Genomic DNA, 12,493 nt, shown 5'->3' with positions numbered 1-12,493 from the left:
CGGTGCCGAAGTAGGAGTGTCGGCTGTCGCAGGCCCACCCGTAGTGAGACGTACGTAACAGCTGCTCACCACTTAAACATAAGATGTTTTAGGCGTCAAGATGAGGTAAATACGGACAATACCCGCTGATTGACGGAACGGCCGGGGTTAAAGATCAGATGTATGCGGTGGTGTCGCCCGATGCCAGTTGGTCACCGACTGATAGCGCTCGCCCACGCCGAACAACGCGCCCTCACGGTGCACCGCAGCGGTGAGTTGCGCTCCCACCGGCATGCCCGAGGACGGGTGGAACCCGACCGGCAGAGCCAGCGTCGGGCCGTCGTGCAACGACCACGGGTACGTGAATTGTCCCATCCGGCGCGAGAGCGCGACGACGTCGTCACCCCCGTCCCTCGGGGGAACGTCGACAGGCATGGCCGGGGTCAACACCACGTCGACGGTCTCGAACGTGGCGGTCATGGCCTGATGGAACCGATCACGGCCGGTGAGTGCACGGGCACGGTCGAACTCGGAGATGCTCAGGCCCAACGCTATTCGCTCGTAGGTCGCGGGTTGGAAACGTGAAGGCTCGGTGTCGAGCCGGTGCCGATGGCGGCGAGCGAGGTCGCTGTAGACAATCGTGTAGACGATGTCCTGGGCATCGGCGGCATGCCCCAGTTCGATGGGGACGATCTCGTACCCCAGTTCGGCGAACGTGCGCACCGCGGCCGCAACGGTCTGCGCGACGCCGGGGTCCACGTCTGCGGTGAGGAACACGGTGGGGACACCGATGCGCGTCACCTTCGAGGGCTCGGATGGGCTGGCGGACAGGACGTCGAACAGGGCTTTCACCTCGGTGACCGACCGCGCCATCGGGCCGACTGTGTCGAATTGCTCGCTCACCGGGAAGACGCCGTCGTTGCTGATCGATGCCCAGCTCGGGCGTAGACCGGTGATTCCGCATGCCGCGGCGGGGAGGCGCACCGACCCGCCGGTGTCGGTGCCCAGGGATGCGTCGACCAGTCCGGCGGCGACGGCAATCCCCGAACCGCCGCTCGATCCGCCGGGGACCCGAGTGCGGTCCCACGGGTTGTACGACGGGCCTGCAGCCGAGTTCTGCGAGGTGACTCCGACGGCGAACTCGGCCATGTTCAGTTTCGCGACCACCGACCCGCCTGCGCGCCGCAGGCGGGTGATGACGTCGGCATCAGCGTCGGCGACGTTGTGCTCGAGGAACTTCGACGCGCAGGTGGTCTCGACGCCGGCCACGTCGATGTTGTCCTTGACGCCGATGCTCAGGCCGGACAGGGGCCCCGGGGTGTCGTTCCGGTCGTCGATCCACCGGACGACACCGCCGAAGGTCCCGTCCTCGATCAGGCGGCGCTCCGGGCGCGCAGCTCGGCCGTCGCGTCCTCGTCTACCGTCCACGAATCGGTGTTCACGACCACACCGTAGTCGCGTCGAGCATCGTCCTCGGTGAGGTACTCGTCCCAGACGTCGCTGAGCACCTGGAACGGATCACGCTCGAACGGGTTTCCGAAGCCACCGCCTGAGGGGAGCTTGATCTCCAGCGTCTCACCGGAGCGAATCGTCTCCTGAGTGACCTTGGAGTACAACACTTCCTCGCGATCGGTCCCGGCGTTCCTGGTGAACGAGCCGGACACACCGTCGTGCCCGCCGAGAGCACCGGCCGGCGGATCCGATCGATTGTCGGCCTCGGAACCGAGGAACGTATCGGTCTCCATCAACCACTTGCGCACACTGCCGATACCGCCGCGCCACTTCCCTGGTGCGGGAGCCTCGTCGCGCAGCTCGTACCGCAACGCGCGCATGGCGTGGTTGAGCTCGAGTTCCTCGATGGGGTTGTTACGGGTGTTTGCCATCAGGGCGTCGACGGCGTCCATGCCGTCCTTGCCGTTGCGGCCACCGTAAGAGCCCTCGTTGATTTCGATGTAGACCCAATAGGATTCGCCGTCCGGCGCAATGCCGGAATACGCGATGGCGCACAGAGCGGCGGACGATCCGGCGATGGCATGATCCGGAAGCACCGGGGCCAGAGCCAGGTTGATCGAGTCGAACACCCGGTTCACCTGAGAGAACCGCGCGAAGCACGACGCGGGGAAGTCCGGGTTGAAGATGGTCCCCTCGGGGGCATAGGCCTTGACGGGTCGGAAGCACCCGTCGTTCTGGGGAACGAATTCCTCGGTCAGATCCTCGTCGAGCAGAATCGTGCGAATGGCCGAGACGGTCACCGGCAGAACCGAACCCTCGAACGGGACGTTGAACGCAGTGGGCACTTGGCTGTTCGAGCCGGTGAGGTCGATGAGAATGTCCTCGCCCTCGACCTGCACCCGCACGGCCACCTTCAGCGGTTCGCCGCGGTTCTTGCCGTCGTCGTCGAGGTAGCCGATGGGTGCGGTGTAGCTGCCGTCGGGAATCTCGCGAATCTTTTTGCGCAGCATGGATTCGGAGTAGTCCATCCACCGCTCGCCCGCACTCATGACGGTGTCGAGGCCGTACTTCTCTAGCAGCTCGGTGAACCGCCTCTCCCCGATGCGCGAGCACGCGATCAGTGCTTCGAGGTCGCCGCGATTCTGCTCCGGGGTACGGACGTTGTCGAGGATGTGCTGAATCAGGTAGTCGTTGCGGACCCCGGCCTCGTAGATCTTCATCGAGTCCATCAGCTTGCCCTCGGCCCACACATCGACGACGTCCATGCACAGGCCGGGGAAGTTGCCGCCGACGTCGGACACGTGACCGGTACACCCGGCGAAGCCGATGTGCTCGCCCTGCCAGAAGATCGGAATGATCACGCCGTAATCGGGGGAGTGAGCCGCGCCGTGGTACGGATGATTGTGCAGCACCACGTCTCCGGGCTTGTACGTTCCCGCGAGGCGACGGTTGACACCCTTGATGTACGCCGGAATCGAACCACAGTGCATCGGAGTCGAATCCGATTCGCACAGTTCACGTCCGTTGATGTCGAAGATGCCCGCGCCGAGGTCCTCGGACTCTCGGATGAGCGAGGAGTACGCCATGCGATAGAGGACCTGGGCCATCTCCTTGGCCATCGACTGCAGGGCTCCGCCGATGACGCGCAGGGTGATGGGATCGACCTCGACGTCGTTCCAGGTTCGAGTGGATTCGCCCGCCAGAGATACTCCGGTGGTGGGCATCAGCGCCTTGCTCATGCGGGGTTCCTCTCGATGATGATGTGGCCGACGGCGTCGACGGTGGCGTGCTGGTTCATGCCGATGATCGTGGTGGAATCGAACTGCTCGACGATCGCCGGGCCCTCGATCTCGTTGTTCGCCAACAACAACGACCGCTCGTAGACAGGGGTGTCCACCCACTGCGGCGCGGACGTCTCGTCCTGCCAGAACAGCGCCTGGGTGGTCGTCTTGATCGCGGCCGAGGAGTCGGCGGAGCCTACGGCGATGTCGGCGATCTGCACGTGCGGGACCGCACCGACGCCGGTGACGCGGACGTTGATCAGCTGCACGGGCTTGTCGTCGAACCGCTGAGAGTAGGTGCGTCCGTGCACGTCGTGGAATGCCTCGGCAACCGTCTTGACCCACACGTCGTCGATGTCGCCGTCCGGCGCGGCGACGCGCAATTCGTAGCCCTGGCCGACATAACGGCAGTCGACGCTGCGTTCGAGCGAAATATTCTCGGCTGCAACGCCGTCCTTCTCGAGCTGCGCGACGGCCAGTGCGGACAGACGCTCGACCTGCTCCTGCAGCAGTTCGATGTTCGGGTCCGCAGACGACGTCCACACCGTCGTCGGCTCCTCGTAGCGGATGTCGGTGGTGAGCAGGCCGACAGCGGAGGTGATGCCGGGGTGACCGGGCACGATCACGCGCGGAATACCGAGCTGGTCGGCGATCTGCCAGGCGAACAGCGGGCCGGCACCACCCTCGGCGATCAGTGAGAAGTCGCGCGGGTCATAGCCTTTGCGCACCGAGTGCAGGCTGATCGCCTCGGTCATGGAATGGGCGAGGATCTTGAAGATGCCCATCGCGGCATCGTCGAGTGGGGTGTCGAGTTTGTCGGCAATGTGAGTCTGAATCGCCTCGCGTGCCAGCTCGGGCTTGACCTCCATGGTTCCGGACAGGAAGCTCTTCTCGCGCAGCCATCCCATCATCACCATGGCGTCGGTGGAGGTCGGTTCGGTGCCGCCGTGTCCGTAGCACGCCGGTCCGGGAACAGCACCCGCGCTGCGAGGACCGACGCGGAACATGCCCCCGTCGTCGACCACAGCGATGGAACCGCCTCCGGCACCGATGGTGTCGACCTCGGCCATCGGCACCATCGCGTGGTAGTCACCGATCCGCGTGTCGAGCAGATGCTTCATCCGCAGCGCGCCGTCCGGGGCCACGCCGACATCCGCGGAGGTGCCGCCTACATCGAGAGTGATGACACTCGGGAACCCGGATGCCTTGCCGATGGCGCAGCCACCGAGCAGGCCGGCGACCACACCGCTGGTCAGGAGTGAGACCGGGATTTCGCTGGCGCTGCGCGAGGTGACGAGCCCGCCGGCCGAGGTCATGAGGTGTACGTCTTCGCCGACCTGCGCCGCCTTGGCCTTACCGGCCAGGTTCTCGATGTACTTCGAGGTCTTCGGTCCGATGAACGCGTTGAGCGCTGCGGTCGAAAAGCGTTCGTACTCGCGGTATTGCGGAGCCACCTCGCTGGAGAGTGAGATGAAGACGCCGGGAAACTCTTCCTCGATGATGGCTCGCACGCGCTGCTCGTGCGTGGGGTTGCGGTACGCGTGCAGGAATGCGACGGCGATGGCCTGTACGCCGCGCTCACGCAGCAGGCGAACCTGCTCGCGCACCGCATCTTCGTCGAGTGGGGTCAGAATATTTCCCGCGGCATCGATGCGCTCCGGGACCACCCGACGGTTGCGTCGCGGCACGAGCTGCCACTTCTGCCACGGAAGATCCTGGTAGTTCGAGTAATTGAGAGGACGCTTCTTACGCGCGATGTGCAGCAGGTCGCGGAAACCCTCGGTGGTGATCATGCCGACGTCGCAGCCGTTGTGCTCGAGCACAATGTTAGTCGCCACGGTGGTGCCGTGGAAGAACATGTCGATTTCGGACGGGTCAATGCCGGCACGTTCGGCGAGAACCTTGATTCCGTCCATCGTGCCGATCGAGGGATCGTGGTTGGTGGACGGGGTCTTGTGCACGACGACCGTGCCGTCGTCGTCCCACAGGACGAGGTCGGTGAACGTGCCGCCGACGTCGACTCCAATGCGTTTCATGCTGCGTCCGTTCTGTCGGTGCCCGAGGGGAGCGGGAAGGCGTGCTCCGCGTGTCCTACGAAGTCGTGGGGTCACTGCTGAGGTGACATGAGTCATAGTGCTGATGATCGACGGGAAAAGCAATACCTCTGATGTATTGCGTCGGCTTTGTCCAGATATCGGCCTAGATTCGGGTAGGTATGCGTGGTTTCTTGCTAAAAAGCGGATGTATCGAGGGTTGCGATCTCCGCATCTCCGGGCATCGGCCAGGCTAAGCTCGAGCCGACTGGTACCCACCAGTCGGCAGAAACAGTCGAGCGACATCAGGGGGAAGACGTGGCCCAATCGGCTCCGCTCAAGGCGACCGCCAAGAGTGTCCCCGCGTATGCGGTTCTCGCCGGCCATCTTCGGGGCCGCATTCTCTCCGGTGAGCTGCAGCCAGGGGAGCGGCTACCCGGGGAAGCCGAACTCACCGCCGAATTCGGCGTCGGGCGTAGCACTATTCGTGAAGCCCTCCGGTCCCTGGCCAGCCAGAACCTGATCGAGACGACCAGGGGAGTGACCGGGGGAAGCTTCGTCGCCGTCCCCAGTGTCGGACACATCAGTGAGCACCTGGAAACCGGTGTCGCTCTGATGGCTGCCGCGGAGACTGTCACCGTCGACCAGCTCATGGAAGTGCGCAACCTGATGGAGGTTCCGGCGGCGGGCATTGCCGCGTTCCGCCGCACCGACGAGCATCTCGAGCAGCTCAACGAGACCATCTTCGACCCCAACCAAGTGCAGGGGCCCGAAACCTTCGCCAAGAACCAGGAATTTCACCTCGTCTTGCTGCGCGCAGCCCACAACCCCCTGCTCGAGCTCATCACCGCACCTGTCTTCCGTGTCCTGTCCGGCCGCTTCGGCCGTGACCACGCACCTGAGGGCTTCTGGCAGTGCGTCGACAGCGACCACCGGGGACTGCTCGACGTGGTGGAGGCCGGTGACTCGATGGCTGCCATGGATCTCATGCGCAAGCATCTCGATCACCTCGGTGACTCGTACCGACGGATGGATCGACTCCGCAACCCGTAAACATCTGCTCTTTATCGAGTCGATTCAGGGGAAGTCTGCCGATTACCGGTTTTCGCGAACCCTTGACGCCGTAAACATCTGATGTTTATGGTCTAGGTAAGGCACTCGCCAAACCGACACGAGGAGACACGGTGGCAATCCATCCGGCCGTTCTGGGGCGCTTCTTCGACGACTACACCGTGGGGGACGTCTACCAACATCCCTTCGGGCGGACGATCTCGGAGACCGACAACACGTGGATCACGCTGCTGTCGCTCAACACCAACCAGAATCACTTCAACGCGCACCTGGCGTCGCAGAACCCCATCACCGATGGGAAGGTCATCGTCAACTCCGGCTTCACAGTCTCTGTGGTGCTGGGACTTTCGGTGATCGACATGAGCCAGAACGCGATCTCGAACCTCGCCTTCACCGACATCAAGATGTCCCACCCCGTCTATGCAGGCGACACCCTGTATGCCGAAAGCATCTGCACCGGGCTGCGCAAGTCGGAGTCACGCCCCTACGCAGGCATTGTCTCGATGATCACCCGCGGCCTCAATCAGGATGGGGTCGAGGTCATTTCGTGGAAACGCTCGGTCATGGTCGCCACCCGCGACAGTGGCATCGGGCAGAACTACTTCCCCGAAGCGCAGAACGGCCCGCTCGAACTCCCCACGACGAAAGATTCCGACGCATGAGGCCACTCGAAGACGTCCGCATCATCTCCCTCGAGCAGTACGGCGCAGGGCCGTTCGGCAGCCTGCATCTGGCCGACCTCGGCGCGGATGTCATCAAGATCGAGGACCCCAGCGTCGGCGGCGACGTCGGCCGCTACGTCCCGCCCTACAACGAGGGTGAGGACTCGCTGTTCTTCGAGAGCTTCAATCGCAACAAACGCTCTCTCTCACTGGACCTTTCGACCCCGAGCGGGCGGGCGGTGTTCGAAGACCTCGTCCGTACCAGCGACGCCGTCTACTCCAATCTCCGCGGTGACGTGCCCGAGAAGATCGGCATCACCTACGACCAGCTCAAGCACCTCAATCCTGCGATCGTGTGCTGCAGTCTCACCGGCTTCGGTATGACCGGCCCGCGCGCGAAAGAGCCTGGCTACGACTACATTCTGCAGGGTCTCGCCGGATGGATGAGCGTCACCGGCGACCCGGACGGCCCGCCCACCAAATCCGGTCTGTCGCTGGTCGATTACTCCGGTGGATTCGTCGCCGCGATCTCACTGCTGTCGGGATTGCACGCTGCCCGACGCGACGGCATCGGCGGTGACTGCGACGTCTCGCTGTACGACACGGCGATGTCGCTGCTCACCTATCCCGCGACCTGGCATCTCAACGCCGGCTTCGAGCCGATCCGCACGAAGAACTCCGCTCACCCGTCCCTGGTTCCGTTCCAGGCCTTCGAGGCAACGGACGGCTGGCTCATCGTCGGCTGCGCCAAGGAGAAGTTCTGGGACCGGCTCGTCGTCGCCATCGATCGCCCGGACCTCGGTGCCGATCCACGGTTCACCAACTTCTCCCTGCGCGGCAAGCACCAGGACGTGCTGCTGCCGATCCTGGAAGAGGTGTTCGCCACCAACACCGTCGAGCACTGGCTCTCGAAGCTCGGCCCAGCCGGGGTGCCTACCGGTCCGATCAACGACGTCGAGCACGCACTCACCGAACCGCACACGCTCGCACGCAATCTTGTGGTCGAGACCGAGCACCCGGTGTACAACACGGTCCGCCAGGTCGCCTCCCCGGTGAACTTCGGTTCCGAGGCCAAGCAGTACCGCCGAGCGCCGCAGCGCAACGAGCACTTCGACGACATCGTGCGCGATCAGTTGGGCTACGACGACGAACGCGTCGCAAAACTGAAGGCGGAGGGTGCCTTCGGTACGGCGAAGGACGAGGTGCGGGCGTGACCTCGACGATCTTGGCGGAGTGGGCATCGAGTGTCACCGTTGCCGATCTGTCCGAGGACGTCCGGCACGCGGCCGCGCGCCACCTGCTCGATGGCGTCGGCAATACCGTTGCGGCTCAAAGACTCGGCTACGGCCGACCGGGCTGGACAGTGGCCGACGCTCTCGGCGGCCCACCGGAGGCGCGTCCTCTCACCGGCACTCGAGGTCTGTCCGCGCCCGCAGCCGCCTTCGCGACCGGGGTGATGCTGCACTCTCTGGACTTCGACGACACGCATGCGGGCGCACTGGTGCACGCGACGGCCGTATCTCTTCCTGCGGCATTCGCCGTCGGGCAGCAGGTATCAGCTTCTGGTGCAGATGTGCTGACCGCCGCAGCTCTCGGGCTCGAAACCGCCTGTCGCCTCGGTGAAGTCAGCCCGCACGGATTCCATGCTCGGGGTGTGCATGCCACGGCAGCGGTGGGACCGTTGACAGCCGCCCTCGTCGCCGGACACCTCTCGAAGTTCGACACCGAGACGTTGGTCAACGCCCTGGGGATCGCCGGATCGTCGAGTTCGGGACTGCTGGAGTTTCTCGATACCGACGCCGATACCAAGGCACTGCATCCGGGATCAGCGAGTATGAACGGTGTTCTCGCTGCTCGGCTCGCGGCCGCCGGTGCGACCGGCCCGTCGTCGGTTCTCGAAGGTCGACGCGGGATCTACGCCGCGTTGACCGACCGGCCGACGAACTTCGCGGCGCTGACCGAGGGACTCGGCACGCGGTGGGAAGCCACCCGGATCGGCATCAAGCCGTACCCCAGTTGCCAGCTGATGCACGTCACGCTCGATGCAGTGACAAAGGCGCTCGGCGACAACGCAGTTCAGGCCAGTGATGTCGCGGACATCGAGGTGTACGTTCACCCCGATTCGAGTCCCTTCGTGTGCGGACCCAACACCGGAGTCGCGTCGCCGCGCAGCACCTACGACGGTAAGTTCGACCTGCCGTGGAGTGTGGCGGCGCTACTGCACGACGGAACCATCACCGTCTCGACCTACACCGACGAATCCATCGCACGCGAAGACGTACTCGTCACCGCCCGGAAGGTGCGGGTGACGAACCTCCCGTCCGAGGTTCCCGCGGCCGCCGCGTCGGGCAGGGCGGTTCTCACCCTCACCGACGGACGAGTGCTCGACGCCTCCGTCGGCGGCAGTCATGGATCCGCCGGATTCCCCCTGAGCGACGACCGTCTGCTGGAGAAGTTTCTCGCCAACTGCGGCAACGATTCTCGTGCTGCCGAGCTCTCCGACCGCATCCTCGGATTGGTCGACGAAACCGACCTGACCGCCATTCTCGATCTCGCCGCAGCCATCGCGCCGGCACCCTGACTCTTCAACCGACAGGACATCATCATGGACTTCACGTACGACGAACAGCAGATGGCATTCCGTAAAGCTTTGCGCACCTTCGTCGACAAGGAAATCATCCCGGTAGCCAACGAGTGGGAGAAGACGGGCCGGTACCCCACCGAGATCGTCGAACACATGAAGGCCATGGGCCTGTTCGGGATCACGACGCCGGAGGAGTACGGCGGCCTCGACCTCGACAAGGTCTCGTTCACCCTGGTCTACGAGGAGCTTGCCCGCGGATGGATGGGCGTCGCCGGAATTCTCGGCAGCCACAACCTCTCGTGCTGGATGATCGGCAAGCACGGCACCGAGGAGCAGAAGAACACACTGCTGCCCAAGCTCGCGTCCGGTGAATGGCGTACGGGAGTCGGCCTGACCGAGCCCGGTGCCGGAACCGACCTGCAGGGCATCAAGACCACCGCCAAGCGCGACGGCGACCACTACGTCGTCAACGGTGCGAAGACCTGGATCACCAATGCCCGACACGCGAATGTGCTTCCGGTACTGGTCAAGACCGACACCACCACGACTCCCGCGCACAAGGGCATGTCGCTGCTACTGATCGACACCACGACCGACGGGTTCGAGGTCCAGCGCGACATGGGCAAGCTCGGCTACAAGGGCACCGAATCGTGCGAGATCACGTTCACCGACGTACGGGTCCCCGTCGACGCAGTGCTCGGTGGCGTCGAGGGTCGCGGTCTGCAGCAGGCACTGTCGGGTCTCGAGATCGGCCGTCTCAACATCGCCGGCCGCAGCGTCGGCATCGCGCAGGCTGCCTACGACGCCGCCCTCGAATACGCCAAGCAGCGCACCGCATTCGGTCAGCCCATCGCCGAGTTCCAGGCGATCCAGCTCAAGATCGCCGACATCGCGACCCAGCTGCAGGCTGCACGTCTGATGACGTACTGGGCTGCATCGCAGGCAGATTCGGGTAAGCGAGTGGATATGGAAGCCGGTATGGCGAAGTACTTCGCCTCCGAGGCCGCCATTACCGCCAGCCTCGAAGCGATGCGCATCCACGGTGGCTACGGATACTCCACCGAGTTCGTCGTCGAGCGTCTCTACCGCGATGCGCCTCTCATGGCCATCGGTGAGGGCACCAACGACATCATGCGCACCGTCATTGCCAAGTCCCTCGTAGCGGGCACGGGCGTCATCGGATGAGGACCGCTCTGACGTACCTCTACGTTCCCGGGGACGTGCCAAAGCGGTTCGACAAAGCACTGGCATCGGGCACGGACGCGGTGGTGCTGGATCTCGAGGACGCCGTCACCGCGCCGAACAAGGATCACGCTCGCGCGACGGTAGCCGAGTGGGTTGCTGCCTGCGATCCGGGTGACGTGCAGATCTGGGTGCGGGTCAACCCAGGGCCGTTGCAGGAGGACGATATACGTGCAGTGCTGCACCCGAACCTGACCGGTATCTGGTTGCCGAAGGTGTCGTCGGCTCGCGAGGTGGAGCAGGCCGATGCTCTACTGGGTGGCAGCAGCGCGGTGGTCTCACCCCTCATCGAGACGGCCGCAGGAGTGTTCGCTGCTCTCGAGATCGCCCGTGCGCCTAGGGTCAAGTTTCTTCAGATCGGTGAGGTGGATCTCGCCGCCGATCTGGGCGTCGACGGTTCCGCGGAATCACTGTCGTTCGTGCGGGCTCAGGTGGTCGCAGCCAGCGTGGCGGCGGGGATCGATCCACCGCCTGCTGCGGTGTCGCGAAATTTCCGCGATGCCGATGCGTTCGAGGCCGATACCCGAACGCTTGCTGGTCTCGGTTTTGTCGGTCGTGCGTGTATTCATCCGGCTCAACTCGGTCCTGTGCGAACGGTGTTCGTGCCCTCGGAGGACGAGGTACGAGAAGCTCAGGAACTGTTGGCCGACTTGGAACGTGCCACCTCGGGTGTGGCGGTGGACAGCAAAGGATTCCTGATCGACGAAGCCGTGGCGCGGAGTGCTCGACGCGTGGCGCAGCGAGGAGTCGCACGGGAGACGATGGCGCGGAGCTGACAAGCTCGACGCCGGAGAACAATGCACCCGTGAAATGCAGCCCTCACGACGGCAGGCGGCCCTGCAGACCATCGAGGTCTGCAGGGCCTTGTGCGTGGTGATCAGTCCGCGCTCGTTGTCGCTCCCAGGAGATCGCGGACAGTGTTTGCAACACTGATGAATTCTGGCTTCTCCATCGTTGCGCTGTAATCGCGGTGCACAGGAAGGTCGACGTCGAGGATGTCCACTATCCGACCCGGCCGTGGGCTCATGACGACCACTCGGTTGGCGAGGTAGACCGCTTCGGCGACGGAGTGGGTGACGAGCATGACCGTCGTTCCGGTCTCCCGCCAGATGCGGTGCAGCTCGACGTTCATCTTCTCGCGGGTGAGAGCGTCCAGAGCTCCGAAAGGCTCGTCCATGAGCAACACTTCGGGTTCGTGAAGCAATGCGCGACAAAGTGATACGCGCTGCTGCATGCCGCCGGACAGCTCATGGGGGAGTGCTCCCTCGAAACCGGTCAACCCGGTCATCTCGATGAGCTGATCGGCCTTCGCGGCCGCTACCTTCTTGTTCATTCCGCGCATCTCACCCTGAAGCAGAATGTTCTTGCGCACGGTCCGCCATTCGAGCAGTGCAGCACGTTGGAAGACGTAGCCGATGTTGCGTTGCGGGCCCTTGACCTCCTTGCCGACCAGCTGGACCGACCCACGTGAGGCACCGGTGAGACCGGCGACCACTTTGAGCAGGGTGGACTTGCCGCAACCGGAAGGCCCTGCAATGGAGACGAATTCACCCTTCCCAACCCGGAGGTCGACATCGGAGAGAGCGGTCACGTCACCTCGTTTGGACGAGAACTGAACGGTGAGGTTGTCGACAGAGACCGCGGTGTCCGTCACGGTGGGAGGCCGTTCACTGGTGATCGCATTCATGG

At 64.1% G+C, this 12,493-nt stretch carries 10 protein-coding genes; 6 read left to right on the top strand and 4 right to left on the bottom strand.

Annotated features, from left to right (window positions below; translation table 11 throughout):
• Nucleotides 1-147: 147 nt before the first annotated feature.
• Genes RFA01S_RS21565 through RFA01S_RS21555 form a run of 3 tightly spaced genes read right to left on the bottom strand, consistent with a single transcriptional unit; the run spans nucleotide 148 to nucleotide 5,248 of the window.
• Nucleotides 148-1,407, bottom strand: coding sequence for an amidase (locus RFA01S_RS21565; RefSeq protein WP_238325077.1), 1,260 nt, complete (start codon nucleotides 1,405-1,407; stop codon nucleotides 148-150).
• A complete protein-coding gene (locus tag RFA01S_RS21560) occupies nucleotides 1,353-3,170 on the bottom strand; it encodes a hydantoinase B/oxoprolinase family protein (protein WP_032406927.1) in 1,818 nt (605 codons plus the stop codon). Before RFA01S_RS21560 ends, RFA01S_RS21565 begins: the two co-directional genes overlap by 55 nt.
• Complete coding sequence (locus tag RFA01S_RS21555; protein WP_032406926.1) at nucleotides 3,167-5,248, bottom strand: hydantoinase/oxoprolinase family protein; 2,082 nt, start codon at nucleotides 5,246-5,248, stop codon at nucleotides 3,167-3,169. Before RFA01S_RS21555 ends, RFA01S_RS21560 begins: the two co-directional genes overlap by 4 nt.
• Nucleotides 5,249-5,563: 315 nt before the next feature.
• Between RFA01S_RS21555 and RFA01S_RS21550 the strand changes: the two genes are divergently transcribed.
• From RFA01S_RS21550 to RFA01S_RS21525, 6 genes are all read left to right on the top strand, one after another.
• Nucleotides 5,564-6,298, top strand: a complete 735-nt coding sequence (locus tag RFA01S_RS21550; protein ID WP_032406925.1) for a FadR/GntR family transcriptional regulator — start codon at nucleotides 5,564-5,566, stop codon at nucleotides 6,296-6,298.
• A gap of 131 nt (nucleotides 6,299-6,429) precedes the next feature.
• Nucleotides 6,430-6,978 carry a MaoC family dehydratase gene (locus RFA01S_RS21545; RefSeq protein ID WP_032406924.1) on the top strand — a complete coding sequence of 183 codons (549 nt, stop codon included), beginning with the start codon at nucleotides 6,430-6,432 and terminating at the stop codon, nucleotides 6,976-6,978.
• Nucleotides 6,975-8,192 carry a CaiB/BaiF CoA transferase family protein gene (locus RFA01S_RS21540; RefSeq protein ID WP_032406923.1) on the top strand — a complete coding sequence of 406 codons (1,218 nt, stop codon included), beginning with the start codon at nucleotides 6,975-6,977 and terminating at the stop codon, nucleotides 8,190-8,192. The genes RFA01S_RS21545 and RFA01S_RS21540 overlap by 4 nt, the downstream gene beginning before the upstream one ends.
• The gene (locus tag RFA01S_RS21535) at nucleotides 8,189-9,559 is read left to right on the top strand and encodes an MmgE/PrpD family protein (protein ID WP_052060618.1); all 1,371 of its coding nucleotides are present in this window, start codon (nucleotides 8,189-8,191) and stop codon (nucleotides 9,557-9,559) included. The genes RFA01S_RS21540 and RFA01S_RS21535 overlap by 4 nt, the downstream gene beginning before the upstream one ends.
• A 24-nt stretch (nucleotides 9,560-9,583) precedes the next feature.
• Entirely contained in the window at nucleotides 9,584-10,747 is a 1,164-nt protein-coding gene (locus tag RFA01S_RS21530; protein ID WP_032406922.1) for an acyl-CoA dehydrogenase family protein, read from the top strand.
• Nucleotides 10,744-11,580, top strand: a complete 837-nt coding sequence (locus RFA01S_RS21525; RefSeq protein WP_032406921.1) for an HpcH/HpaI aldolase/citrate lyase family protein — start codon at nucleotides 10,744-10,746, stop codon at nucleotides 11,578-11,580. The genes RFA01S_RS21530 and RFA01S_RS21525 overlap by 4 nt, the downstream gene beginning before the upstream one ends.
• Nucleotides 11,581-11,681: 101 nt before the next feature.
• On the opposite strand, the gene RFA01S_RS21520 is transcribed toward RFA01S_RS21525, so the two are convergent.
• Nucleotides 11,682-12,491 (bottom strand): ABC transporter ATP-binding protein, encoded by an 810-nt coding sequence (locus RFA01S_RS21520; protein WP_032406993.1) that lies wholly within the window; start codon nucleotides 12,489-12,491, stop codon nucleotides 11,682-11,684.
• Between the last annotated feature and the right edge of the window lie 2 nt (nucleotides 12,492-12,493).

Source organism: Rhodococcoides fascians NBRC 12155 = LMG 3623 (assembly GCF_001894785.1).
Taxonomy (GTDB): Bacteria; Actinomycetota; Actinomycetes; order Mycobacteriales; family Mycobacteriaceae; genus Rhodococcoides; species Rhodococcoides fascians.
Note: the sequence above shows the minus strand (reverse complement) of the source record. Positions and strands in the feature narration are given on the sequence as shown.

What these genes read in the sequence shown, in the direction of transcription:
- RFA01S_RS21560 (WP_032406927.1), bottom strand. Translation starts at nt 3,170, where the DNA reads ATGAGCAAGGCGCTGATGCCCACCACCGGAGTATCTCTGGCGGGCGAA.
- RFA01S_RS21555 (WP_032406926.1), bottom strand. Translation starts at nt 5,248, where the DNA reads ATGAAACGCATTGGAGTCGACGTCGGCGGCACGTTCACCGACCTCGTC.
- RFA01S_RS21540 (WP_032406923.1), top strand. Translation starts at nt 6,975, where the DNA reads ATGAGGCCACTCGAAGACGTCCGCATCATCTCCCTCGAGCAGTACGGC.
- RFA01S_RS21530 (WP_032406922.1), top strand. Translation starts at nt 9,584, where the DNA reads ATGGACTTCACGTACGACGAACAGCAGATGGCATTCCGTAAAGCTTTG.
- RFA01S_RS21525 (WP_032406921.1), top strand. Translation starts at nt 10,744, where the DNA reads ATGAGGACCGCTCTGACGTACCTCTACGTTCCCGGGGACGTGCCAAAG.
- RFA01S_RS21520 (WP_032406993.1), bottom strand. Translation starts at nt 12,491, where the DNA reads ATGAATGCGATCACCAGTGAACGGCCTCCCACCGTGACGGACACCGCG.